Origin of the sequence: Streptosporangium sp. NPDC048047 (assembly GCF_040653115.1) — a bacterium.
Taxonomy (GTDB): domain Bacteria; phylum Actinomycetota; class Actinomycetes; order Streptosporangiales; family Streptosporangiaceae; genus Streptosporangium.
Genome location: NZ_JBEZNH010000072.1, coordinates 12,275 through 36,571, shown reverse-complemented (window position 1 = coordinate 36,571; position 24,297 = coordinate 12,275). Strand labels below are relative to the sequence as shown.

Genomic DNA, 24,297 nt, shown 5'->3' with positions numbered 1-24,297 from the left:
GGCTACCAGGCACCGAGTCTGCCTGATCAGCCGACCCGGTAGCTCCCATTAGCGGTGGCCGCGCCGCCAGCGGCGCCACTCCTCCCGCCACACCCGGTAGGCGCGCTCGGCGGAGAGGCGGTCCCGGTGACCGCGCCGCCACCGGCCCTCCCGGCGGCCGATGGGCTCCCGATCCCCGTCGCGCCACTCGCCGTCCCGGCCGGCCGCCTCCCGCCGCCTCTTCTCGTCCTCCTCCTTCTCCAGGCCCGGCGTGTGCCCGCCGCCGAAGCGCCGCATGTCGGGGGTGTGGAAGTGCCGCTCCGGGACGTCGCGCAGCGCCGCCTCCATGGAGGCCACCCAGATGGGGCCCGGCAGGGAGGCGCCCTGGACCGCGCCGTAGTACTCGCCGCCGATCGTCACGTCGCGCAGCGGGTAGCGGTAGGAGCCGCGGATGTCGCCCAGGCTGACCGCCGCGGCCAGGTCCGGGGTGTAGCCGGCGAACCACGCCGAGGTGTAGCCGTTGTTGGTGCCGGTCTTGCCCGCCGCGTCCCGGCCGATGCCCTGCCCCGTCATGGTGCCCTTGGTGAACACCCCCGACAGCACGTGGTTGACCGCGTCGGCCACGTCGCGTTCGATCGCCCGGCCGCAGCTCGGCGGCACCTGGATGCGCCGGCCCCCCTGCTCGGAGATCTCGGTGATCGCCATCGGGTGACAGTAGCGGCCCCGGGCGGCGAACGCGGCGAACGCCGCCGCGACCGTCACCGGGTCCATCTCGTTCACCCCGAGGGTGAAGGTCGGCACCTCCCGCAGCGGCTTGCCGTCCGCGCGGGCGACGCCGAGCGACCTGGCCGTCGTGACGACGTTGCACAGCCCGACCCGCTGCTCCAGCATCATGTAGAAGATGTTCACCGACTTCCACGTGCCGGTGGAGATGCTGTACGGCCCGCCGGTCCCCTCCCCGCTGGCGTTGAGGATCTCGGCGCCTGGGTCGTTCACCTTGCGCCCCCGGCAGTCGGCGAAGCCGTGGTCGGGGGTGAAGCTGCCCGGGGTGTCGAAGCCGTCGTCGAACCGCCAGCCCTGCTTCAGCGCGGTGGCCAGGGTGAACGCCTTGAACGTCGATCCGGCCTGGAAGCCCATGCCGCCGCCGTGCGCCACGTCGGCCGGCAGGTTGTAGGTGGTGCGGGGGCCGTCGTTGGCGTTGCCGGAGTTGCGGCCGTACTTCTTGCTGGCCGCCATCGCCCGGATCCGCCCCGTCCCCGGCTCCACCATGGCCTCGGCCGCGACCTCGGTGTCCCTGGCCCCGACCCGCGCGGAGATCGCCCGCTGCGCGGCCCGCTGGGCGGCCGGGTCGAGCGTGGTGCGCAGCACGATGCCGCCCCGGGCCAGGCGGCGCTCCCGTTCGGCGCGCCCGGCGCCGAAGACGGGGTTGTTCAGCAGCTCCCGGTGCACGTACAGGCAGAAGTACGGGTAGTCGCTGCCCGCGCACCCGCCCGGCTCGGACTTCAGCCGGATCTTCAGCGGGGACCGCTCGGCGTCCTCGGCCTGCGCCCGGGGGACCATGCCGAGCTGGGCCATCCGGTCCAGCACGATGTTCCGGCGCTCCCGCAGCCGTATCCGCCGCTGCCTGCCCAGCGACGGGTCGGTGGCGTACGGCGTGCGCACCGCCCCGGCCAGCGTCGCGGCCTGCCGCAGGCTCAGCTCCGAGGCCGGGACCGAGAAGAACCGCTGGGCCGCCGCCTCCACCCCGAACGCCCCCGCGCCGAAGTAGGCGATGTTGAGGTAGCGCTCCAGGATCTCGGCCTTGCTGTACTTCTTCTCCATCGCCAGCGCGTACCGCAGCTCGATGATCTTCCGCCTAAGGTTCGGCGCCCTGGCCTCCTCGCGCTCGGCGTCGGTCTCGGCGTTCTCCACCAGGATGTTCTTGACGAGCTGCTGGGTGAGCGAGGAGCCGCCCTGCCGTACCCCGCCGGCCTGGGTGTTGGCGATCAGCGCGCGCAGCGTCCCCTTGACGTCCAGGCCCGCGTGCTCGTAGAAGCGCGAGTCCTCGATCGCCACGATCGCCTGCCGCATGACCGGCGCGACCCGCTCCAGCGGCACGACCGTGCGGTTCTCCGTGTAGAACTGCGCGAACTTGCGGCCGTTGCGGTCCAGGAGGACCGTCCGCTGGGGGAGCGGCTCCTCATGCGGGCTGGGCGGCAGGTCGACGAAGGTGGCGGCCACCTCCTTGCCGGCCAGCCCGGCGCCGCCCGCCAGCGGCAACGCCGCGGCGGCGGCCAGCAACCCGCCGAGCACACCGCAGACGAGCAGGCCCCGCAGGCAGGCGATGAGGCTTCGTCTCACCTCCGGTGGTGGCGATGTCACGCATAGTAACGTGCGTCCGGTTGATCAAAGCCAAACACCGGGCCGGAAGATTTTACGATTCGGGGGCGTTCTCCCTGCTGATCTTCAGACCGAGGGAGGCGAACTGCTCGAACGGGCGGTGGTATCCCCGCTCGATGTGGTGCACCCCGCGCAGCGTGGAGGTGCCCTCCGCCGCCGCGGCGGCCAGCACCGCCGAGAAGCCCGCCCGGATGTCGGGCAGCGTCACATCGGCGCCGCGCAGCTTCGACACGCCGCGCACGACCGCCGAGTGCTTGGCGTTGGTGTCGTGGTAGCGGCACGCCGGGCCGCCCAGGCACACGTCGAAGACCTCGATCTCGCAGCCCATCCTCTGCAGCGCCGGCACGTAGACAAGGCGGTTCTCGAACACCGTCTCGTGCAGCACGGACATGCCCTGGGCCTGGGTGAACAGCACCATCAGCGGAGTCTGCCAGTCGGTCATGAACCCCGGGTGGGTGTCGGTCTGCACCGCCGCCGCCCGCAGGCCGTCCGGGGCCGAGGCCGACACGTAGTCGTCGGTGATGTCCAGTTCGGCGCCCATCCGCGCCAGGGTGGTGATCGCGGTGACCAGGCGGTCCTGGGGGCAGCCGTGCACCCGTACCTCGCCGCCGGTGATGAGCCCGGCCGCGAGGTAGGAGAACGCCTCGATCCGGTCGCCGTTCAGCCAGGTGGACGCGCCGTGCAGCCGCTCCACGCCCTCGATCACGATGCGCCGGTCCGGGCTGAGCTCGATGCGCGCGCCCATGCGCTGCAGGAACAGGGCGAGCTCGACGACCTCGGGCTCCATGGCCGCGCCCTTGAGGACGGTCTTGCCCTCGGCCAGCACCGCCGACATCAGGACCGTCTCCGTCGCGCCCACGCTCGGGTACGGGAGCTCCAGCCGGGTGCCGCGCAGCCGCTTGGCCTTGGCGTACACCCCCGTGTCGCTCACCTCGACCTCGGCGCCCATCGCGCGCAGCGCCTCGACGTGGTAGTCGACGGGCCGCCGCCCGATCGGGTCGCCCCCGACCAGCGGCACGAACGCCTCACCGGCCAGGTGCAGCAGGGGGCCCAGCATCAGGATGGGGATCCGGTTCAGGCCGGTGAACGCCGCCGGGACGTGCGGGTTTATCTGCTCCCCCTGGGCGATGGTGATCGCCCGGGAGGTGATCTCCACATTGATGCCGAGAGCCCGCAGCATCCGCGCGGTGATCTCCACCTCGCCCACCTCGGGGGCGTTGTGGATCGTGCTCTCCCCGATGCCCAGCATCGCGGCGACCATGTGCTTGGACACGCCGTTCTTCGACCCGCGGACCTCGACATCGCCCCGTAGCGGCCCGGACGGTTCGATCAGCCATACCTCTTCGCTCACCCGGACAGCCTAACGGGATTCACCCCCGCTCACCGGGAGCACCGGGCGGGTCATGGGTAACATCGGGCGCATCAGTACAGAGCGTGAGGGGAACCACATTGCGACACGTGCGTGACTTCGCCGTCACGGTGCTGGCGCTCGCGGTGCTGGGCGTGGCGGCCGGCGCCGTGTGGTCGCTGCTGGCCCCCCGCCCGCCGTACGCGGTGACCGGGCAGGGCAGGGTCCTGGCCGACTCCACCACCCAGACCCTCATCGCGGCCGACGGCTGGTTCGCCGTCGTCACCGGCGTCCTGGGCCTGGCCTGCGGCGTCGCCGGATACGCGCTGTCACGCCGCCGCCGCCCGGTCGCGACGGTGCTCGGCCTGGCGGCGGGCGGCCTGCTCGGCTCCCATCTGGCGCTGGCGGTCGGCCGGGCGGTGAACCTCGGCGCGGCGGACGTGGCCGGGTCCGCGCCGGCGGGGGTGCAACTGGTGCCGGGGCCGCTGAACCTCACCGCCCACGGCGTGCTCTACGTCTGGCCGACGCTCGCCGCCGGTCTGTTCTTCGCGCTGGAGGCCGTCGCGGGCTACCGCGACTCGCCGCTGCGCCGCCCCTTCGGCGGCGAGGAACCGTACGGCCCGCTCCCCGGCTACGGCGGCCCGCTGGACCGCTGACCTCTGCCGGCCCGACATGAACCTTGCCCGGTCCCGGGGTCTGTCCCGCCGTCTCCGCAAGACCGGAGAGGCAGGAGCGTGTCCGAACGGGTGTCGGGGGGCCTTTCCGCGCCGGGGTGTTTGATCGGAGGCGTGGGAACGACTGTCAGCCTGGTGGCACGGTGGGCTCCCGGGCGCCTGCCGCGGCCCCCGATGATCGGCGATGTCACCAGCAAGGCGAGCAGCAGAAGGTCGCCGAGCAACGGATGGGCCTGGATCAGATTGCCCAGTACGAACGCCCACAGGGCCATAGCGGGCCGGGTGTGGGCCCGGTGCTTCGGGCGGCTGCGGATGTCGGCCGCCTCACTGGAGGCTCCCCCGCCGGGGGTCCCTCTTTCCTCGCTCCGCATCATAATGAATCAGATTGAATCGATCCTTCGGTGTCGTCAAGAGATGGCGAGAAAAATCCGGAAATGAGTGCTGCCCTAAGTCGACCATGTGGTTCTCGGGTCGATTGCTTGACTGTACTGATAAGAAAGTGAATGATTCTGAATCAAAGCGTTCCGGTGAGGTTCGATGCCACCCGATTCCACGAGGAAGACCCGATAGAGATGACGGACACGCCTCCGGAGAAGGGGCCGCATGCCAGGCGGCAGAGGCTGGCGGCGGAACTGCGACGTTCGCGGGAGCTGGCCGGGATGCCGGGCAGAGAACTGGGGCAGCGCATCGGGGTCAGCCAGTCCCGGATCTCACGTGTCGAGTCCGGTGCGGCGCTGCCGTCCCTGCCGGAAGTGAACGCGTGGGCGCAGGCGGTAGAGGCTTCGCCCCAGACCCGGGAACTGCTGCAGGCGTTGACCGAGGCGGCGTTCGCGGAAGCGCACACTTGGAGAGCCGCCCTCTCGAACGCACCTCACCTGCAAGGCGAGGTGCGGGAGCGTGAAGCCAGGGCTTGTATGGTGCTCAACCTCCAGCTCACGGTCATCCCCGGCCTGCTGCAGACAGCCGAATACGCCCGCCACCTGTTCACCACGCGCGACGCGACCTACTCCGGTGAGTCACTGGCCGCAGCGGTGGCAGCCAGACTGGACCGTCAGCTGATCCTCTATGGCGACAAGAAGTTCTCCTTCCTGGTCGGAGAGGCGGCGCTGCGGACCCGTTACGGCTCTCTCCGTACGCACCTGGCCCAGCTGGATCGCATCGTGTCCCTCAGCACCCTGGGGAACCTTTCCGTCGGTCTCCTTCCTCATCGCCACGAGCCCGCCGTCTCGACGACACACGGATTCGACATCTACGAGGGTGTCGACGAGCGGGACTCCTACGTGGTCCTGGAGTTGATCCACGGGGAGCTGTTCATCACCGACCCGGCCGACGTCCGGCTCTACCGCTCCCACTGGGAGCTGTTGTCGCGGTCGGCGCTATTCGACGATCAGGCCCGCGCATTTCTCGCGGAGATCGGCGATTCCATGCGGGCGGAGGGGGTGTGACGCCTTGGGTCCGCCGGTTCCCGGCGCGGTGGCCGCGCCGCCGTCCGGCTCGGCAGGGCGGACACCACTGCTGAGGAGACACGGTAGGGCCGTCCGAGCCCGGCGGCTCTTCGAGCGTTCTGAGCCCTCTCCGTGCGAACTTCGCAGTTCAGGATGAGGTCTCCATCGGCTCGGCGGGAGCGGCCGGCCAGTCCAGCACGGTCAGTTCGGGCCATTGCCGTTGCCAGCGGGCCGCCTTGGTCTCGTAGACCTCGCGCGGGGCGAGAACCGGATTGGGGCGTACGACGAGGTTGAAGACATCGGAGAGCCCGTGCGGCGCGTAGACGCGCCACCGGCCCGCCGACTCCAGCCGCACCCCCAGGCAGCAGGTGGTGGCTGCGAAGCAGTCGATGGCCGACTCCGTGGATGTATGCGGAGCGCAGGCGACACCGAACTTCCGCTCGTACCAGAGGTGGACACGAGCCTCGTTGCGGATTTCGACGTCGACGGGCAGGTCACCGAAGAGTTCTCCACCGGCCCTGATCACAGAGTCCTCCGCCTCCCAAGACAGATCACCGTCATCGAAGTAGAAGACGTCGTAATCCTTGATCCCCTCGGTGGGGGATCTGCCCGTGACCACGTTCCACACGGTCTGGAACAGGCATCCCGCCGTCAGGTACCAGCCGGGCAACGCCATCGACGCGGTTCGCTCCAGCACTTCCAGCAGTATCCCGTTGGCAGAGAGGGTGGATTCCAGGGCAGCGAGTTGCTCGTCCAGCGGGAGGCGACCGATCATCGCCCATGACTACCATGCGAGGGATCGGTAGCGCCCCCGGAGAGCCCACCAGGGAACAGTCCGTGACGATCCGCTTCAGTCGCGTCATCCGCGCCGGGGCCGGGCGGTCAGCGGCAGGGCGGGCGGCGGAGGCCGTGGCCGGTGGCCCGTTCGAAGGCGCGGGCCAGCCGCAGCACCCGCAGGTCGGCGAAGGGCCGCCCGACGAGCTGCACGCCCACCGGCAGGCCGCCGGGGGTGAAGCCGCACGGCACCGACGCGGCCGGGGCGTGCAGCACGCTGATCCAGTAGGCCGAGCGCATCCACGCCAGGTAGTCGGGCATCGTCTGCCCGGCGACCTCCGTGACGTACGGCTCCTCCACCGGGAACGGCGGCACCTGGCTGACCGGCGCGAGCAGGAGGTCGTAGGTCTCGAAGAAGGCGCTCATCCGCCGGTACAGGCCGCTGCGCAGTCGTTCGGCCCTGGCCAGGTCGGCGCCGGTCACCTCGCGGCCCCGCTCGACGTTCCAGCGGACGTTCTCCCCGAGGCCGCCGGGCGGCAGGTCACCGTAGGACAGCGCGTAATACCAGGCCCGATGGATCCGGAAGGCGTCCTCGGCGTCGGAGAGGTCCAGGTCCACCCGCTCCACCCGGGCGCCCAGCCCCTCGAACACCCGCGGCGCCTCCGCGGTGACCCTCGCCGTCTCCGGGTCGACCGGCAGACCGCCCAGGTCGGGGCTCCAGGCGATCCGCACCCCGGACAGGTCCTCCTCCTCCCATGGCCCGGCGAAGACCGCGCCGCTCTCGGTGATCGACAGCGGGGAGGCGGGGTCGAACCCGGCCACCGCGCTCATCAGCAGCGCGAGGTCGTCCACGGTGCGGGCCATCGGCCCCGGCACGCCCAGGGTGAACCACGCCGCGGTGTCCGAGGTGGACGGCACCCGCCCCGGCGTGGGCCGCAGGCCCACCACGTTGCAGAACGACGCGGGGTTGCGCAGCGAGCCGCCCATGTCGGAACCGTCGGCCAGGGCGACCATCCCGCTCGCCAGGGCCGCCGCCGCGCCGCCGCTGCTGCCGCCCGCCGACCTCGACAGGTCGTAGGGGTTGCGGGTGGCGCCGAACAGCGCGTTCACGGTGTGCGAGCCGGTGCCGAACTCCGGGGTGTTGGTCTTGCCGACCGTGATCGCCCCGGCCGCGCGCATCCGCCGCACGACGGGCGCGTCGGCGTCGGGGACGTGGCCGGCGAACAGCGGCGAGCCGTACGTGGTGCGGATCCCGGCGGTGTCGGCGAGGTCCTTGTGCGCGACGGGCAGGCCGTGCAGCGGTCCGCGCCAGTGGCCGCGCGCCAGGTCGCGGTCGGCCTCCTCCGCCTCCCGCAGGGCGCGCTCGGCCACCAGCGTGACGATCGCGTTGACGCGCGGGCCGACCTCCTCGATCCGGCGCAGGTGCGCCTCCAGCAGCTCCACCGCGCTGATCTCACGGGCGCGCAGCAGCCGGGCCATCTCGACGGCGGTCAGGTAGAACGTCTCGTCCCCGGTCATGTGTCGCTCCGTCTCCCGTGTCGCGTGTGCGTCCCGTGCCCGAGTCTGCTCCGGGGCGTCGCCGCGCGCCTCGTCAACCCTCCACAACACGCGGACCGGGAACGACCGCCCGCGCCGCCGGCGGTGTCCCGAGACGGCGGCCGGAACCGGGTCCCGCCCGCTCCGCGCCCGGCCGGATCTGGGAATCCCCTGGGAACCCGGGCCGGCGACGGGACGTCCGGGGCCGGTTCGCCGCCCCGGCCCCTCTCGGAGCCCTCCGGTTCACAGAGATCTCACAGAACCTCTCCGGAGCCGTCCAGCCGGCGGGGCCATCCTCGTCCGGCGAGGAAAGACCCGTACGCGGAGAGGAGTGCGATGATCGAGGTGAGAGGGCTGGGCAGGCGCCACGGCCCGGTGGACGCGGTGAGGGACCTGACCTTCGACGTCGGCCCGGGGAAGGTCACCGGCTTCCTCGGCCCCAACGGGGCCGGCAAGACGACCACCATGCGCATGATCCTCGGCCTCGACAGGCCGGACGGCGGCGAGGCGAGGGTCCTCGGGGTCCGGTACGCCGACCTGCCCGCGCCGATGCGCGCGGTCGGCGTGCTGCTCGACGCCGAGGCGGTCCACCCGAGACGGACCGCCCGTGACCACCTGCGGTGTCTCGCGGAGAGCAACGCCATACCCCGCGCGAGGGCCGGGGAGGTGCTCGACCAGGTCGGCCTCGCCCCGGCGGCCGGGCGCCTCGCCGGGTCCTTCTCCCTGGGCATGAAACAGCGGCTGGGCATCGCCGCCGCGCTGCTCGGCGATCCCGGGGTCCTGATCCTCGACGAGCCGGTGAACGGGCTCGACCCGGAGGGCATCGTGTGGATCCGCACCCTGATGCGGGAGCTGGCCGCCCAGGGCCGCACGGTGCTGGTGTCGAGCCACCTCATGAGCGAGATGGCGCTCACCGCCGACCACCTGGTCGTCATCGGGCGCGGCCGGTTGATCGCCGACGCCCCCTTCGAGACCTTCGTCCGGTCGGACGAGGTGCTGGTGCGGACGCCGGCCGCGGGGGAGTTCGCCCGTGAGCTCACCGGCGCCGGAGCCGTCGTCCGGCCCGCCGTACCCGGTCCGGAGGACCCGGCGGGTGACGGGCTGGTCGTGACCGGCATGACCGCCGGGGAGGTCGGCCGCCTGGCGGCTGCGCGGGGCGTGGTCCTGCACGGGCTGACGTCGCGCGGGGCCTCCCTGGAGCAGGTGTTCATGGAACTGACGCGCGACGACGCCGAGTACGGCGCGCGGGACGGGAGGCGAGGATGAGGGTGAAGGATCCGCGGGCCGTGAGAAGTCGTGCACCGGGCGCTCCCGGCATCGCCGCGAGCGGGACCGGCCGGCCTGGCGCGATGACCGGGAACGCCGGCGGCGGCGCGCTCGCCGGCACCCCCTGGCTGCCGGGGTTCCCCGATCTGCTGCGGTCGGAGTGGGCCAAACTGCGGACCCTGCGGTCCACCTGGGTCACGGCGCTCGCCGTCGTGCTGACCGGCGCGCTGTTCGCGACGCTCTTCGCCGGGGCGGGGATCAGGGAGTACACGCAGGGCACGGCCGCCGAGCGGGCGGACTTCGACCCCTTCGACGCCGTCTTCCGCGCCATGATGTTCGTCCAGCTCGTCGTCGGCTACCTCGGGCTCCGGACGGTCACCGTCGAGTACGCCGCCGGTACGATGCCGGGCAGCCTCACGGCCGTGCCCCGGCGGGGACGCCTCCTGGCGGCCAAGGCCGTGGCCTGCGCGGCCCTGGCGTTGCCGGTGGGCTGGGCGACGACCCTGGCCGTCTTCGCCGTGGGGCGGGCGGTGCTGCTCTCCGGGGGCGTCCCCGCCTACTCCCTCGCGGATCCCGGCGTGGGCCGCGCCCTCGCCGGAGGCGGGCTCCTGGCGGCGGCGACGGCCCTGCTGGGGCTGGCGGCCGGATTCCTGGTACGCGCCACGGCGGGGGCATTGACGATCATGATCATGGTGGGCATCCTGGTCCCGGCCATGGCGCCGCTCCTCCCGCCGTGGGCGGCGGAGCTCGTGGTGAAGTACTGGCCGGCGAACGCGGGCGGGCGGCTGCTGAGCGTGCGCCCTGATCCGGACCTCCTGGCTCCGTGGACGGGATACGCCCTGCTCTGCGGTTACGTGGCCGTGGCGCTGCTCGGCGCGTTCGCCGTCCTGCGCGGGCGCGACGCCTGAGGCGTCCCTGCCGTGTTCCCCGTGTCCCCGTGTTCCCCGCGTCCCGGTGGCGGTCACCGTACCGTCGGGGGAGGGCGAGGGCGCCGCGGGCGCGGGGGCTTCCCGGCGGGGGTGGCCGGCCGCCGCCGCGGACGGCCGCGCGGGGCGCCGGCGACGAGGAGGGACGGATGAACTCAGACGATCACGCGTCCGGCCCGGGGCGTCCGCGTCCCGGGGAGGTGCTGCTGGTGGTCGACGACGAGCCCACGATGCGGGAACTGCTGTCGGCGACCCTGCGTTTCGCCGGTTTCACCGTCGCGTCGGCCGCGACCGGAGCCGAAGCCGTCGACGCGGTCCGGGACTCCCCGCCCGACCTGGTGCTGCTCGACGTGATGCTGCCCGACCTGGACGGGTTCGAGGTGGTGCGGCGGCTGCGTGAGCTCACCTGGCCCCCGGTGCCCGTCCTGTTCCTCACGGCCCGGGACTCGCCGCAGGACAAGATCACCGGGTTGACGGCCGGGGGCGACGACTACGTCACCAAGCCGTTCGACCTGGAGGAGCTGATCGCCAGGATCAGGGCGATCCTGCGCCGCGCCGGTCTCCCCGGCGCGCACACCCTGGTCGCCGGCGATCTCGAACTCGACCCGGAGGGCCATCAGGTCCTGTGGGCCGGCGACCCGGTACGGCTGTCGCCCACCGAGTTCCGCCTCCTGCACCACCTGATGCTGAACGCCGGCCGGGTGGTGCCGAAGGCGCGGATCCTCGAACACGTCTGGCGGTACGACTTCGCGGGCGACTGCGGCATCGTCGACACCTACGTGAGCTACCTGCGCCGCAAGCTCGGAGCCGCGGGCCCCCGGCTCATCCACACCGTGCACGGGGTGGGCTACGTGCTGCGCGTGCCGCGATGACGCGCCCGCCCTCCCGTCTCGCCGGCGCCGGCCGCGCCCGTGTCCTCCGGTGGCCCCGGTTCCGGTCCGCGCGGCCGTCGCTGCGCGCCCGGCTCCTGTTGATCACCAGCGCGCTGCTGGCGTCGGGACTCGCCCTCGGCGGGTCCTTCGCGGTCGAATGGTTCCGCTCCGCCCTGGTGGAACGCGTCGACGGCCGGCTCCTGACGCTCGGCGGGCTGGCCGCCGCCCTTCCGCCCGGCATGTGGACGGAGCGTTCACCGGGGGCGCTCGCCGTACAGGGGCGCGTGGCCGGCCTCGACATGATCACAGAGGTCTATCTGGCCCGCCTGGCGCCCGACGGCACGGTGCGGGAGGAGACGCGCCTGCCGTCGCGGCCGGGGACCGCGGGGGCCGCCGTGGACGGTCCCGAGCTGCCGGTCCTCGACGCCGCGGCGGTCGCGGCCCGTGCCCGGCGCCCCTTCGCCGCGGGCGGGCGCGGCCCGGAGAGCTGGCGGGTCGTCGTCCTGCCCGTTCCGGCCGGGCGGGGCCCGGCGCCACCCCCCGCCGGGGCGGCCCGGTCCGCGCCGGACGGCGGAGTGGTGGTCGCGGCCTCCCTCGGCGCGGTGCGGTCCACCGTGGGGAGGCTGCGAGCGGTCCTCCTGGGCGCGGGGGTGATCCTGCTGGCGTTGCTCACCCTGACGGGATGGTTCGCGATCAGGGCCGGGTTGCGCCCGCTCCGCCGGATCGAGGACATCGCCGCGGCCATCGCGTCGGGAGACCTGACCCGGCGGATCCCCCGGGACGCGGGTCCGGGCACCGAGGTGGGACGCCTCGCGGACTCGCTCAACGGCATGCTGGGCCAGCTCGAACGGGCGTTCGCCGCGCGGGCGGAGTCGGAGGCGCGGCTGCGGCGCCTCGTCGCCGACGTGGGTCACGAGCTGCGCACCCCGCTCTTCGGGATCAAGGGATTCTCCGAGCTCTACCGGATGGGCGGCCTGGCCGACGTGGCGCCGGCGATGGCCCGCATCGAGAGCGAGGCGGGGCGCCTGACCCGGCTCGTCGAGGACCTGCTCCTGCTGGCCAGGCTGGACGAGGGCGGGGACGCCTTCCCGCTGGAGCTCGCCCCCATGGACCTGCGTACGCTCGCCGCCGACGCCCTCCTCGACCTGCGGGCGCTGGCGCCGGACCGGCCGGTCGAGCTGACGGGCCCACAGGGCGGCGCGCCCGGACCCGGGCCGGTGCTCGGGGACGAGGCGCGGCTGCGCCAGGTGGTGAGCAACCTCATCGGCAACGTGGTCGCGCACACCGCGGACGGCACGCCCGTCCGCGTGGGGGTGGGAAGGTCGGGCGCGGAGTCGGTCCTGGTGGTCGAGGACCGCGGTCCCGGTCTCACCCCGGAGCAGGCGGAACGGGTGTTCGACCGGTTCTACCGCGCCGACGGCTCCCGTACCCGGACCGGCGACGGGGGAGCGGGGCTCGGCCTGGCCATCGCGTGGTCGCTGGTGGCGGCGCACGGCGGCCGGATCGAGCTGCGGACCTCCCCGGGCGGAGGCGCGGCCTTCTCGGTGGTCCTGCCCGCCGCCCCCTGAGCAGTGCCCGCGCGGGCACGGTTCGGAGCGCGGCCTGGACCGCGGCGGCGGGACGGGGCGCGGGACCGGCGGTGGTCAGGCCGCCCCGCCGACGGGCACGGGACCGGCGGCGGTCAGCCGGTCCTGCCGATGGGCGCGGTGACCGCCCCGGTCAGGCGGACCAGCTCCGCGGGGGCCGTCTCGATCTGCAGCCCGCGCCGCCCGGCCGAGAAGTAGATCGTCTCGAAGTCCAGCGCCGAGGCGTCGACCACCGTCGGCAGGGGCTTTCGCTGGCCCAGCGGGCTGATCCCGCCCACGACGTAGCCGGTGACGCGCTCGACCTTGGCGGCGTCGGCCATCGAGGCCCGTTTGCTCCCCAGCGCCGCGGCGAACGCCTTGAGGTCGAGTCTGCCCGCCACCGGCACCACAGCGACCGCCAGGCCGCCCTCGACCTCCGCCACGAGCGTCTTGAAGATCCGCTCGTACGGCACGCCGAGCGCGTCGGCCGCCTCCTCGCCGTAGGCCTGGGCGTCGGCGTCGTGCTCGTAGGGGTGGAGGGTGAAACCGGTTCCCGCCTTGGTCAGCGCGACCGTCGCCGGGGTGCCCTGGCCGCCCTTGTTCCTGCTCTTGCTCACGGGCGGAGTCTAGTGTCTGATAGAAATCTACGTCGTAAAGGCGATGTCCGGATGCCGGACGGAACCTCGGCGGGTGCCGGGCATCCGTAGACTGGACGGGTGATTTCCCGTACCGACCTGCGCGGAGTCCTGCCCGAGGACCTGCGAGACGTGCTGCCCCGTGCCGAGCTCGACGTCGAAGCCGCCCTGGAGAAGGTGCGGCCGATCTGTGAGGACGTGCATCATCGCGGGGCCGAGGCGGTGCGGGAGCTGACCGCGAGGTTCGACGGCGTCGAGCTCGCGTCCACCCGCGTCCCGGCCGAGAGGATCACCGCCGCGCTGGAGGCGCTGGACCCGCGGGTCCGCCAGGCGCTGGAGGAGTCGATCCGCCGCGCCCGGCTGGTCCACCGCGACCAGCGACGCTCCGACGTCACCACGAAGGTGGTGCCCGGCGGCACGGTGACCGAGCGCTGGGTGCCGGTCGACCGGGTGGGCCTCTACGTCCCGGGCGGCCGGGCGGTCTACCCCTCCAGCGTGGTGATGAACGTGGTGCCCGCTCAGGAGGCCGGGGTGGCCTCGCTGGCGGTCACCTCGCCCGCGCAGAAGGAGTTCGGCGGGCTGCCGCACCCCACGATCCTGGCGGCGTGCGCGCTGCTCGGGGTTGACGAGGTGTACGCGGTGGGCGGCGCGCAGGCGGTGGCGATGTTCGCCTACGGCACCGAGGAGTGCCGGCCGGCGACCATGGTGACCGGGCCGGGCAACATCTGGGTGGCGGCGGCCAAGCGGCTGCTCAAGGGCCGCATCGGCATCGACTCCGAGGCCGGGCCCACCGAGATCGCGATCCTCGCCGACCGCACGGCCGACCCGGTGCACGTCGCGGCCGACCTGATCAGCCAGGCCGAGCACGACACGATCGCCGCGGCGGTGCTGGTCACCGACTCGGCGGAGCTGGCCGACGCGGTGGAGCGCGAACTGCCCCGGCAGGTCGCCGCGACCAAGCACTCCGAGCGGATCACCGAGGCGCTGGCGGGCCGGCAGTCGGGGATCCTCCTGGTGGACGACATGGAGGCGGGCCTCGCGGTGGTGGACGCCTACGCCGCCGAGCACCTGGAGATCCAGGCGGCCGATGCCGCGGCGCTGGCCGCGCGGGTCCGCAACGCCGGTGCGATCTTCATCGGCCCCTACGCCCCGGTCTCGCTCGGCGACTACCTCGCCGGGTCCAACCACGTGCTGCCCACCGGCGGCTGCGCCTGTCACTCGTCGGGCCTGTCGGTGCAGACGTTCCTGCGCGGCATCCACGTCGTGGACTACAGCCGCGAGGCCCTGGCGGAGTCCGCCGCGCACGTGTGCGTGCTGGCCGACGCCGAGGACCTCCCCGCGCACGGCGCGGCGGTCCGTGCCCGGTTCGACTGGGAGATCCCCTCATGAGACTCGAAGACCTGCCGATCCGCGACGACCTGCGGGGGCTTTCGCCGTACGGCGCGCCGCAGATCGACGTCCCGGTCCGGCTCAACACCAACGAGAACCCCTACGGCCCGTCGGAGGCGCTGGTCGCCGACCTGGCCGAGGCGGTACGGCGCGGCGCGGGGGAGCTGAACCGCTACCCCGACCGCGACGCGACGGCGCTGCGCGCGGACCTGGCCGCCTACCTCGGGCACGGCCTGACCGGTGAGCGGGTGTGGGCGGCCAACGGCTCCAACGAGGTGATCCAGCAGATCCTGCTGGCCTTCGGCGGGCCGGGCCGCACCGCGATGGGCTTCGAGCCCTCCTACTCGGTGCACCGGCTCCTGGCCCTGGGCGCCTCGACCGAGTGGGTCCCGGCGGCGCGCGAGGACGACTTCGGGATCGACCCGGGCAAGGCCGTGGCGGCGATCGAGGAGCACCGGCCCGCCATCGTGTTCCTGACCTCGCCCAACAACCCGACCGGCACCGCGCTGGACCCGGAGGTGATCGCGGGGGTCGTGCGGGCGGCGCCGGGCATGGTGGTGGTGGACGAGGCGTACTTCGAGTTCGCCAGGACCGGCACCCCGTCGGCGCTGACCCTGCTGCCGGAGCACCCCCGGCTCATCGTCACGCGGACGATGTCGAAGGCGTTCGCGATGGCGGGGACCCGGCTGGGTTATCTCGCGGCCGACCCGGCGGTGGTCGAGGCACTGCTGCTGGTGCGCCTGCCGTACCACCTGTCGACGCTCACCCAGACGGCGGCGCGGGTGGCGCTGTCCCACGGCCGCGAGCTGCTGGGCACGGTCGACGCGCTGCGGGCCGAGCGTGACGCCACGGTGACGTGGCTGCGCGGCAGGGGTCTCGCGGTCGCGGACTCGGACGCCAACTTCGTGTTGTTCGGCCGGTTCGACGACCGGCATGCGGTCTGGCGTGCCCTCCTGGACCGGGGGGTGCTGATCCGGGAGGTGGGCCCGCCCGGGTGGCTGCGGGTTTCGATCGGTACGAGCGAGGAGATGGCGGCGTTCCGCGCCGCCCTGGAGGAGATCCTGTGAGCAGTCCCGCCGGAGACGTTCCGGAGCGCCGCGGCCGGGTGGAGCGCGGCACCAAGGAGACCTCGGTGCTGGTGGAGGTCAACCTGGACGGCACCGGGCAGGTCGAGGTGTCCACGGGTGTGGGGTTCTACGACCACATGCTGAACCAGCTCGGCAAGCACGGCCTGTTCGACCTGACCGTGAAGACCGAGGGCGACCTGCACATCGACTCCCACCACACGATCGAGGACACCTCGATCGCGCTGGGTGCGGCGTTCCGCGAGGCCCTGGGCGACAAGTCGGGCATCCGGCGGTTCGGTAGCGCGTCGTGCCCGCTGGACGAGGCGCTGGCGCAGGTCACGGTCGACCTGTCGGGCCGCCCGTACCTCGTGCACACCGAGCCCGAGGGCATGGCCCCGATGATCGGCCCCGACTACGACACGACGATGACCCGGCACATCCTGGAGTCGTTCGTCGCGCAGGCCGCGATCTGCCTGCACGTCCACGTCCCCTACGGCCGCAACGCCCACCACATCGTGGAGGCGCAGTTCAAGGCGCTGGCACGCGCGCTGCGTGAGGCGTCGGAGTTCGACCCGCGGGCCAGCGGGGTGCCGAGCACCAAGGGGGTCCTGTGACCCTCGCGGGTCCCGCGGGGGCGGGGGAGGGCCCGTGAGCGACAACTGGACGGCCGTCGCCATGGCCTTCGTGGCGCTGTTCCTGGTCGGCGGGATCCTCTCGTTCTACAAGCAGGGGCTGAAGAAGGGCGCGCTGCTGCTGGCCGTCCTGGCGGCGATGGCGACGACGGCGGCGGTGCTGTGGTGGTGAAGCTGTGGTGAAGAAGGTCACGGTCCTGGACTACGGTTCGGGCAACCTGCGCTCGGCCGAGCGGGCGCTGGCCCGCGTCGGCGCCGAGGTGACGGTGACGTCCGATCAGACCGCGGCGATGGAGGCCGACGGCCTCGTCGTCCCGGGCGTCGGCGCGTTCGCCGCCTGCATGGCGGGGCTGCGCGCGGTGCAGGGCGACCGGATCATCGACCGGCGGCTGGCCGCGGGGCGGCCGGTGCTGGGCATCTGCGTGGGCATGCAGATCCTGTTCGGCACGGGCGCCGAGCACGGCGTGGTCACCGAGGGCTGCGGCCAGTGGCCGGGAACGGTCGAGCGTCTCTCGGCGCCGGTCCTGCCGCACATGGGGTGGAACACGGTCGCGGCTCCGGAGGGCAGCGTGCTGTTCGGCGGGCTCGACCCGGAGACCCGGTTCTACTTCGTCCACTCCTACGGCGTGCGGTCCTGGGACATGCCGGTGGGCGACGGTTTCGTCCCGCCCCTGGTCACCTGGGCCGAGCACGGCACGCCGTTCGTCGCGGCGGTGGAGAACGGCCCGCTGTCGGCGACCCAGTTCCACCCGGAGAAGTCCGGTGACGCCGGAGCTCAACTGCTGGCCAACTGGCTCGGCAGCCTCGGGTGAGCGGCCGGGCGGGCGGGGCGGATACCCGTCGCGGGCCGCGGTGAGCAGGGAACGCGCCCGGCGCCGGGCCGAACGGGAGGCCGAGCGGGCCCGCCAGGCGACGCTCCGCGCGGAGCGGGAGGCCCGGCTGGCCCGGCGGCGCCGGCGGATCGGCAGGGTCACCGCCCTGCTGCCCCGCAGGCCCGTCCGGATCGCCGCGCAGGGCGGCATCCGGGCCCGCCGCCGCCGGGCGCAGAACGGCGTGGTCGCGGTCCTGTTCCTCATCGTGCAGGTGATCGCCTGGCTGCTGTGGTCCTCGTGGGCCGCGCGGCTGGGCGTGTTGGTGCTTTCGGCGCTGTTCGCGCCGCTTTTCGTCATCCTCGTCTTCGACCGGAGGTCCTGATCAGATGTCGCTAGAGTTGCTGCCCGCCGTGGACGTCGCCGACGGACAGGCGGTCCGCCTGGTCCAGGGGGAGGCGGGCACCGAGACCTCCTACGGCGACCCCCTGTCGGCGGCGCTCGCCTGGCAGGAGGCCGGCGCGGAGTGGGTCCATCTGGTCGACCTGGACGCCGCCTTCGGCCGGGGCTCCAACCGCGAGCTGGTCGCCACCGTCGTGGGCGCGCTCGACGTCAAGGTCGAGCTGTCCGGCGGCATCCGCGACGACGCCTCCCTGGAGGCCGCGCTCGCCACCGGCTGCCGCCGGGTGAACATCGGCACCGCCGCCCTGGAGAACCCGTCCTGGTGCGCCAAGGCCATCGCCCGCTACGGCGACCGGATCGCGGTCGGCCTCGACGTCCGGGGCACCACCCTGGCCGGCCGGGGCTGGACCAAGGAGGGCGGCGACCTGTGGGAGGTGCTGGAGCGCCTGGAGTCCGACGGCTGCCCCCGCTACGTCGTGACCGATGTGACCAAGGACGGCACGCTGCGCGGCCCCAACCTGGACCTGCTGCGGGAGATCTGCGCCCGTACCGACAGGCCCGTGGTGGCCAGCGGCGGCGTGTCGTCGCTGGACGACCTGCGGGCCCTGGCCGCGCTGACGCCGATCGGCGTCGAGGGCGCGATCGTGGGCAAGGCCCTGTACGCGCAGGCGTTCTCCCTGGAGGACGCGCTGGCGGCGGTGAGATCCTGACGATGCGGCACATCGGGGGGCACACGACGAGCCGCCGCTCGGGCACGAGGGTGTTCAGCGGCGGAGTCTGGGAGGAACGGTACGGCTACGCCCGCGCGGTGGTGGCCGGGCCGTGGGTGATCGTGTCGGGCTGCACGGCCGCCGTGGAGGGGGAGGTGCGGCACGCCGGCGACGCCTACCGGCAGTCGCTGACCGCCTTCGGCGTCGCGCTCGACGCGATCGAGCGGGCGGGCCTGTCGCGCCGCGACGTGGTGCGGGTCCGCTACTTCGTGGTCGACGACGACCACTACGACGAGGTCGGCCGGGCGCATGCCGAGCTGTTCGGCGACGTGCGGCCCGTCTGCACCGGGGTGCGGGTGGCGGGCCTGATCGACCCGCGCATGCTGGTCGAGGTGGAGGTCGACGCCTACCGCGAGGCGCCCGTCGTGAGCGCCCGCGTGAACCAAGGAGACATGAGATGACCGTCGCGGTGCGAGTGATCCCCTGCCTGGACGTGGACGCCGGGCGGGTGGTCAAGGGCGTCAACTTCGAGAACCTGCGCGACGCCGGGGACCCGGTCGAGCTGGCCCGCCGCTACGACGCGGAGGGGGCCGACGAGCTGACGTTCCTCGACATCACGGCCTCCAGCTCCGACCGCTCCACGATGTACGACGTGGTGCGCCGTACGGCGGAGCAGGTGTTCATCCCGCTGACGGTCGGCGGCGGGGTGCGCTCGGTGGAGGACGTCGACCGGCTGCTGCGGGCGGGCGCGGACAAGGTGGGCCTGAACACCGCGGCGATCGCCCGGCCGGAGCTGCTGACGGAGGCGTCGCGGCGGTACGGCTCGCAGTGCGTGGTGCTGTCGGTGGACGCCCGCCGGGTGGTGGACGGGCCGCCGACGCCGTCCGGGTTCGAGGTGACCACCCACGGCGGCCGCCGCGGCACGGGGATCGACGCGGTGGAGTGGGCGCGGCGCGGTGAGGAGCTGGGGGCGGGGGAGATCCTGCTCAACTCCATGGACGGCGACGGCACCCGTGACGGCTACGACCTGGAGATGATCCGGGCGGTGCGGGCGGTCACGTCGATCCCGGTGATCGCCAGCGGCGGCGCGGGGAAGCTGGCGGACTTCCCGCCGGCGGTGGAGGCCGGGGCCGACGCGGTGCTGGCGGCGTCGGTGTTCCACTTCGGCCAGCTCAAGATCGGTGAGGTGAAGGACACCCTGCGCGCGGCGGGCCATCCCGTCCGCTGAGCCGCGGGCCCGGTCGCGGCCGGGCCCGCGGCGGGTCTCAGCCCCGAGCTGAGCCCCGGGTCTCAGCTCGGGACGAGGTCGCGGTGGCGGGGGCACAGGGCCACGATGGCCGCGCCCGTCACGAACGCCGAGGTCTCCAGCCCGTACCGGTCGGCGTTGCCGGTCGCGACGTCGGTGAGGCTCCTGCCGTCGTCCAGGGCCTTGCACATCGAGCGTCCGAGCCGCAGAAGCGTGGCCGAGTCCGCCTTCTTCAGCGTGGGCCGCTGCCGCACGGTCATCAGGAAGACCTCCTCGTTCCCTCCCTGCTGCCCGCCGCCCGAGCTGGACTCCGGCTCCGGGGTCGGCCTGCCGGTCGGCTCCGAGCTGGACTCCGGCTCCCCGGTCGGCTGCGACCGCTCCGTCGGCTCCTCCCTCGGCATGGTGGTCACGGCCGGCGTGGCCGCCACGGGATCGTCGTCTCCTGTGAGGACCACCACGCCGCCGATCGCGGCGGCCAGGACCAGCACGCCGCCGGCCGCGAGCAGCGCCACCTTCGGGCCGCCGCCCTTCTTGGGGGGTTGTGCTCCGGGCTGCCAGCTCGGCGGCGCCCACGCCGTCGGGCCCGGCTGCTGGTGCTGCCAGCCCTGCGGGCCGTCCTGCCGGGGTGGGTGGATCTGCGGCGGCTGGGAGGGGTAGGGGTGCCGCCCCTGCGGGCCGTACGGCGGGGCCGGCGAGCCGTACGGCTGCTGCGGGTGCTGGGGTTGCTGCCCCGGCCACTGCCCACCGTGCTGCCCACCGGGCTGTCCGCCGCCCTGTCCCGGCCACTGGCCGCCGGGCTGCTGCGCGGGCCCGGGCTGCTGCCCGGGAGCGCCGGACCCGTGAGGCCACTGCCCGGACGGGTGGTGCGGCTGCGGTCCACCCGGTCCGCCCTGTCCGCCGGGCCCATGGGACCACTGCCCGTGCTGCTGCCCGGGTTGCTGCGGATACTGCCCTGGCCACTGACCGGGCTGTTCCGGCCGGTCGGGCTGCGGCGGCTGGCCGGGGTGCTGCGGAGGATGCATTCGCGCACTTTACGCCCTCTTGATGACCATCCGCTGTGAATTACCGTCCGAAACGCCATGAAAAAGCCACCCGAAACCATCGAAACGGCGTCATCCGCCGTACCGCGAGCGGCATGGGCGGACGAGTGGAAGCGGAACGGCCACCACGGAGCCGTCCACGTCCGCCGCCGGTGTGCCCCGGATTCAGAAGACGCGGAAGTGGTGGAAGAGCTCGTAGTCGGCGTCCTGGAGGGCGAAGGCTCGGACCTCGGAGCGTTTGACGGCCAGGTAGGCCGCGGCGCGCAGCGGGCCGAGGGCGTTCATGAGGAGCTCGTCGGCCTTCAGCGCGTCCAGGGCCTCCGTGAGGGTCGCGGGCAGCCGGGGCACGCTTCCCTCGGGGAGGGTGGCGGGGTCGACGTTCACCGGGTCGCCGGGGTCGAGGCCGCGGCGGATGCCGTCCAGGCCGGCGTGAATGACGGCGCCCAGCGACAGGTAGGGGTTGGCCGAGGAGTCGGAGGGCTTGAACTCCAGATTGGCCGACGCCTCGGCGTCGCCGCCCACGGGGGAGCAGATCCGCACCGCGGCCTCGCGGTTGTCCATGCCGTAGCAGGCGTGGGCGCTCGCCCACATCCGGGGCGCCAGCCGCCGGAAGCCGTTGACCGATCCGCAGGTCAGCGCGGTCAGGGCGGGCAGGTGGGCGAGGAGGCCGCCGATGAAGCGGTAGGCGAGGGGCGAGAGGCCGTAGCGGTCGCCCGCGTCACCGAAGGCGTTGACCCGCAGGTCGCGGTCCCACAGGGAGAGGTGCAGGTGGGCGCCGTTGCCGGCCTGGTCGGCCAGCGGCTTGGGGGCCAGGGAGGCCCACAGGCCCATGGCGGAGGCCACTCCGCGGACGGTCTCGCGGTAGACCACGTGGTTGTCGGCGGCGCGCAGCGCGGGGGCGTGGCGGACGGACAGCTCCTGCTGGCCGTGGCCCAGCTCGGGGTGGTAGTGCTCGACGCGCAGGCCCTGGCCCTGCAGGGCGCGCACCAGCCGCATCGTGTAGTCGTGGGCCTGGTTGAAGCCGGGGGTGGCGTAACACAGGCTGTCGTCGACCGGGACCAGCCGGTCGAGGCCGCCCGTCGGGGACGGCACGCGGCGGCCGAGGGTGAACTCCGGCTCGTAGGCGGCGACCAGGGCGTGGCCCTCGGCGGCCAGGGCGTCGACGGCGTCCCGCAGGAAGGTGCGGGGACAGGCCTCCCAGGGGGAGCCGTCGGTGCGGCGCAGATCCGACACCATGGCCGCGGCGCCGGGGGCGTAGGGGAGGGCGACGAAGGTGGCCGGGTCGGGGACGATGCGGACCTCGCCGACCGGGCCGAGGTGCTCGACCTCCTGGAGCTGGTCGAGCATGTTCATCGCCATCATCGCCACGGTGTGGCCGATGCCCGAGCCGAGCCGCTCGGCGAGCCGGGAGCGGGAGGCGGCCTTGCCGCGGATGACGCCTCCGTGGTCGGCGTACAGGAAGCGGACCAGTTCGATGCCCTCGGTCTCGGCGCGTTCGAGGACGCGCCGCTCCTCCGGGTCGGGCGGATGGGCCCCGGTCCCGCTGTGACGATCTGACATGCCTCGTGCGTAACACGTCCGGCGGTACGGCGGAAGCACATCCGGGCCGCGCCGGTGACGCCATGGGGTCATCCTGGGGTCACCGAGGGCTCGCCGGGGTGCGCCCAGGGGTCCGCCGGAGGCTCAACCGGGGTCCCCGCCGCGTCTCCCCGCGGTCTCGGGGCTTTTCGAGGGCACGCCTGAGGCGTCACGGTGGCGTCGTGGCGGACGCGGCTCCGGGATGCCGTGCGCTCCCGCGGGGTCGGCGGGAGCGCCGGGGTGAAGGTCGGGGCGGACCCGCCGGGATCAGGTCAGCACACGTGTGAAGAACACGGCGAGTTGGTCGGCCCCCCTGATGATCCCGTCGAAGACGCCGTTCACCGCATCCGCGGCCTGGGCCGGTTTGGTGAAGAGATAAAAGGCCACGAAGGCTATCGCCACATAGGTGAGGATCTTCTTGACCTGCATTGGGGGCCTCCTGCAGTTCCCGTCCCAGCCGTATATACCCGGATTTTAAGATCTTTGGCATCTTCGGCCCGAGTGGCTCCCGGATTTTGATCATCATACCTGCCCCGCTTCGGCCGCCCATTGCGGTTTCGCGGGATCGACATGACTCGCCTTCGCTATCGTGCGGTCGGGACGCCGCGATGTCCAACCCCTCAGGGCCAGATATACCGGTAGGGATAGGGGGGACAGCAGGATCGCGGAAATCAGGATCGGCCCCGTCACCAGCGGATGGATCCCCCTCTCCCGGCTGTCGAGATAGATCCACCGGCCCACCAGCAGGTCCCAGGAGATGATCTGCGCCCACATGGCGGACAGCGCCTGCGGGTCGCGGGTCAGCGCGACGAGACCCGGCAGGGTGGGACGGGTCACCACGGGCCAGAAGTCCGCCAGTAGGGGGACGAGCAGCGTCAGGCACACCGCGAGCGAGGGCAGCACGATCAGCGGCGAGCCGATGATCCGCCGGGTGCGCGACCACGTCGGCGCGACGATCATCAGGGCCCAGAAGGGCGCGGCGGCCAGGAAGCTGAGCTGGAAGAGGGTCTCGATCACGGCTTCACCTCGGCGGGGGCGGCGGCCCGCCGGGCGGCGGGCGCGGACGGGGGAACGAGGGCTGAGAGGGCTGAGAGGGCGGGAAGGGCGGCGACCGCGGTGGCGGCCAGGAGCAGCCCGGCGGCGGCCAGGGTCGGGCCGTCGGGCCGCAGCAGCGGCTGGCCGCGCAGCGCCTGCCAGGTCACCAGGGCGGTCAGTCCGGCGTAGCCGAGGCCGCCGGCGGCGACCAGGCGGAGCCGGGCCGCCCGGTCGGCGACGCGGCGCACGGCCAGGGCGAGCAGCGGCAGGGCCTGCAGGGCGTGCATGCCGACGAAGTGCGGGATGCGCAGGTCGCCGCCGGTGGTGCTCCATCCCAGGAGGGGCAGGCCCGGCCCGCCGTCGGCGACGCCGACGCCGTGCGCGCCGACGACGGTGACCACGGGGGCGGCGAGCTGGGCGGCGCTGGGCCTGATCATCAGGTAGCCCAGGGCCATGCCCGCGGCGGAGACGGCCAGCCCGATGCGGACCGCCCAGGTGTCCGCCGGCTCCGCCCGCCGCTCGCGTGCCACGAGGATCGCCGCCAGGACGTTGGCGACCATCAGCACGATGATGGTGGTGCCCATGGCCGAGTAGAGGGCCGAGTCCAGCGGGGTGGAGACGTTGAAGTGGCTGCGCCGTCCCCGGACCGCCTGGGTGACGATGACCGCCATCTCGCCCAGGGCGGCGGCGGCCAGGGCGGTGCCCAGCCACCGGCTCCAGCGGGCGGCCCACGTCGCCGGGGAGACGAGGGAGAGCAGCCAGGACCAGGTGACCCCGTAGATCCCGAGCGAGAGGGCGAACTTCAGCGGCTTGGCCCAGACGGGCGCTCCGTCCAGGGTGCGGTCGTCGAGGAGGAGGCCGCCGGTGGCGACGACCGCGAGGACGGCCATGACGGCGGACATGAACAGCAGGGGGCGGTGCGGGCGCGGCACGGGGCGTCCCTCCAAACGGATAACAGATATATCTACTATCTATAGCTAAACTCTGAGG

At 73.2% G+C, this 24,297-nt stretch carries 25 protein-coding genes; 15 read left to right on the top strand and 10 right to left on the bottom strand.

The window, feature by feature from the left end:
• Window positions 1-48: 48 nt before the first annotated feature.
• Window positions 49-2,319: a transglycosylase domain-containing protein gene (locus AB0D67_RS35215; RefSeq protein WP_362945587.1), complete on the bottom strand. Its 2,271-nt coding sequence runs from the start codon at window positions 2,317-2,319 to the stop codon at window positions 49-51.
• A 73-nt stretch (window positions 2,320-2,392) separates the two neighbouring features.
• Complete coding sequence (gene murA / locus AB0D67_RS35210; RefSeq protein WP_362945585.1) at window positions 2,393-3,709, bottom strand: UDP-N-acetylglucosamine 1-carboxyvinyltransferase; 1,317 nt, start codon at window positions 3,707-3,709, stop codon at window positions 2,393-2,395.
• Between the two features lie 107 nt (window positions 3,710-3,816).
• Between murA and AB0D67_RS35205 the strand changes: the two genes are divergently transcribed.
• Together AB0D67_RS35205 and AB0D67_RS35200 are read left to right on the top strand one after the other, a co-directional pair.
• Window positions 3,817-4,362 (top strand): hypothetical protein, encoded by a 546-nt coding sequence (locus AB0D67_RS35205; RefSeq protein ID WP_362945583.1) that lies wholly within the window; start codon window positions 3,817-3,819, stop codon window positions 4,360-4,362.
• A 521-nt stretch (window positions 4,363-4,883) separates the two neighbouring features.
• On the top strand, window positions 4,884-5,825 hold the full coding sequence (locus tag AB0D67_RS35200) for a helix-turn-helix transcriptional regulator (RefSeq protein ID WP_362945581.1): 942 nt from the start codon (window positions 4,884-4,886) through the stop codon (window positions 5,823-5,825).
• A 148-nt stretch (window positions 5,826-5,973) separates the two neighbouring features.
• Here the strand turns inward: AB0D67_RS35200 and AB0D67_RS35195 are convergent, their stop codons facing one another.
• Entirely contained in the window at window positions 5,974-6,522 is a 549-nt protein-coding gene (locus AB0D67_RS35195) for a nucleotidyltransferase family protein (protein ID WP_362945579.1), read from the bottom strand.
• A gap of 185 nt (window positions 6,523-6,707) precedes the next feature.
• Window positions 6,708-8,117 carry an amidase gene (locus AB0D67_RS35190; RefSeq protein WP_362945577.1) on the bottom strand — a complete coding sequence of 470 codons (1,410 nt, stop codon included), beginning with the start codon at window positions 8,115-8,117 and terminating at the stop codon, window positions 6,708-6,710.
• Window positions 8,118-8,471: 354 nt separating this feature from the next.
• Between AB0D67_RS35190 and AB0D67_RS35185 the strand changes: the two genes are divergently transcribed.
• The 4 genes from AB0D67_RS35185 (at window position 8,472) to AB0D67_RS35170 (ending at window position 12,767) form a co-directional block, all read left to right on the top strand.
• Window positions 8,472-9,401, top strand: coding sequence for an ATP-binding cassette domain-containing protein (locus AB0D67_RS35185; protein ID WP_362945575.1), 930 nt, complete (start codon window positions 8,472-8,474; stop codon window positions 9,399-9,401).
• A gap of 20 nt (window positions 9,402-9,421) precedes the next feature.
• A complete protein-coding gene (locus tag AB0D67_RS35180) occupies window positions 9,422-10,309 on the top strand; it encodes a hypothetical protein (protein ID WP_362945573.1) in 888 nt (295 codons plus the stop codon).
• A gap of 167 nt (window positions 10,310-10,476) precedes the next feature.
• Window positions 10,477-11,199 (top strand): response regulator transcription factor, encoded by a 723-nt coding sequence (locus AB0D67_RS35175; protein ID WP_362945571.1) that lies wholly within the window; start codon window positions 10,477-10,479, stop codon window positions 11,197-11,199.
• Window positions 11,196-12,767 (top strand): HAMP domain-containing sensor histidine kinase, encoded by a 1,572-nt coding sequence (locus tag AB0D67_RS35170; RefSeq protein ID WP_362945569.1) that lies wholly within the window; start codon window positions 11,196-11,198, stop codon window positions 12,765-12,767. Before AB0D67_RS35175 ends, AB0D67_RS35170 begins: the two co-directional genes overlap by 4 nt.
• A gap of 113 nt (window positions 12,768-12,880) precedes the next feature.
• Here the strand turns inward: AB0D67_RS35170 and ybaK are convergent, their stop codons facing one another.
• Window positions 12,881-13,381 carry a Cys-tRNA(Pro) deacylase gene (gene ybaK, locus AB0D67_RS35165; protein WP_362945567.1) on the bottom strand — a complete coding sequence of 167 codons (501 nt, stop codon included), beginning with the start codon at window positions 13,379-13,381 and terminating at the stop codon, window positions 12,881-12,883.
• Between the two features lie 99 nt (window positions 13,382-13,480).
• Between ybaK and hisD the strand changes: the two genes are divergently transcribed.
• From hisD to hisF, 9 genes are read left to right on the top strand one after another with little or no spacing between them, the layout of a single operon-like run.
• Window positions 13,481-14,788 carry a histidinol dehydrogenase gene (hisD, locus tag AB0D67_RS35160; protein WP_362945565.1) on the top strand — a complete coding sequence of 436 codons (1,308 nt, stop codon included), beginning with the start codon at window positions 13,481-13,483 and terminating at the stop codon, window positions 14,786-14,788.
• Window positions 14,785-15,855: a histidinol-phosphate transaminase gene (locus AB0D67_RS35155; RefSeq protein WP_362945563.1), complete on the top strand. Its 1,071-nt coding sequence runs from the start codon at window positions 14,785-14,787 to the stop codon at window positions 15,853-15,855. The genes hisD and AB0D67_RS35155 overlap by 4 nt, the downstream gene beginning before the upstream one ends.
• Window positions 15,852-16,469: an imidazoleglycerol-phosphate dehydratase HisB gene (hisB, locus tag AB0D67_RS35150; RefSeq protein WP_362945561.1), complete on the top strand. Its 618-nt coding sequence runs from the start codon at window positions 15,852-15,854 to the stop codon at window positions 16,467-16,469. The genes AB0D67_RS35155 and hisB overlap by 4 nt, the downstream gene beginning before the upstream one ends.
• Window positions 16,470-16,503: 34 nt before the next feature.
• Complete coding sequence (locus AB0D67_RS35145) at window positions 16,504-16,659, top strand: hypothetical protein (protein ID WP_362945559.1); 156 nt, start codon at window positions 16,504-16,506, stop codon at window positions 16,657-16,659.
• A 4-nt stretch (window positions 16,660-16,663) separates the two neighbouring features.
• Window positions 16,664-17,299, top strand: a complete 636-nt coding sequence (gene hisH / locus AB0D67_RS35140; RefSeq protein ID WP_362945557.1) for an imidazole glycerol phosphate synthase subunit HisH — start codon at window positions 16,664-16,666, stop codon at window positions 17,297-17,299.
• 40 nt (window positions 17,300-17,339) lie between these two features.
• On the top strand, window positions 17,340-17,681 hold the full coding sequence (locus AB0D67_RS35135; protein WP_362945555.1) for a hypothetical protein: 342 nt from the start codon (window positions 17,340-17,342) through the stop codon (window positions 17,679-17,681).
• Window positions 17,682-17,685: 4 nt separating this feature from the next.
• Window positions 17,686-18,408, top strand: coding sequence for a bifunctional 1-(5-phosphoribosyl)-5-((5-phosphoribosylamino)methylideneamino)imidazole-4-carboxamide isomerase/phosphoribosylanthranilate isomerase PriA (gene priA, locus AB0D67_RS35130; protein ID WP_362945553.1), 723 nt, complete (start codon window positions 17,686-17,688; stop codon window positions 18,406-18,408).
• 2 nt (window positions 18,409-18,410) lie between these two features.
• Complete coding sequence (locus AB0D67_RS35125) at window positions 18,411-18,869, top strand: RidA family protein (RefSeq protein WP_362945551.1); 459 nt, start codon at window positions 18,411-18,413, stop codon at window positions 18,867-18,869.
• A complete protein-coding gene (hisF, locus tag AB0D67_RS35120) occupies window positions 18,866-19,636 on the top strand; it encodes an imidazole glycerol phosphate synthase subunit HisF (protein WP_362945549.1) in 771 nt (256 codons plus the stop codon). Before AB0D67_RS35125 ends, hisF begins: the two co-directional genes overlap by 4 nt.
• Window positions 19,637-19,698: 62 nt before the next feature.
• On the opposite strand, the gene AB0D67_RS35115 is transcribed toward hisF, so the two are convergent.
• The 5 genes from AB0D67_RS35115 to AB0D67_RS35095 form a co-directional block, all read right to left on the bottom strand.
• On the bottom strand, window positions 19,699-20,676 hold the full coding sequence (locus tag AB0D67_RS35115) for a DUF732 domain-containing protein (protein ID WP_362945547.1): 978 nt from the start codon (window positions 20,674-20,676) through the stop codon (window positions 19,699-19,701).
• A gap of 183 nt (window positions 20,677-20,859) precedes the next feature.
• A complete protein-coding gene (locus AB0D67_RS35110) occupies window positions 20,860-22,254 on the bottom strand; it encodes a glutamine synthetase family protein (protein ID WP_362945545.1) in 1,395 nt (464 codons plus the stop codon).
• Window positions 22,255-22,539: 285 nt separating this feature from the next.
• A complete protein-coding gene (locus AB0D67_RS35105) occupies window positions 22,540-22,701 on the bottom strand; it encodes a hypothetical protein (RefSeq protein WP_362945543.1) in 162 nt (53 codons plus the stop codon).
• Window positions 22,702-22,794: 93 nt separating this feature from the next.
• A complete protein-coding gene (locus AB0D67_RS35100; protein ID WP_362945541.1) occupies window positions 22,795-23,289 on the bottom strand; it encodes an ABA4-like family protein in 495 nt (164 codons plus the stop codon).
• Window positions 23,286-24,239, bottom strand: coding sequence for a hypothetical protein (locus AB0D67_RS35095; protein ID WP_362945539.1), 954 nt, complete (start codon window positions 24,237-24,239; stop codon window positions 23,286-23,288). The genes AB0D67_RS35100 and AB0D67_RS35095 overlap by 4 nt, the downstream gene beginning before the upstream one ends.
• Between the last annotated feature and the right edge of the window lie 58 nt (window positions 24,240-24,297).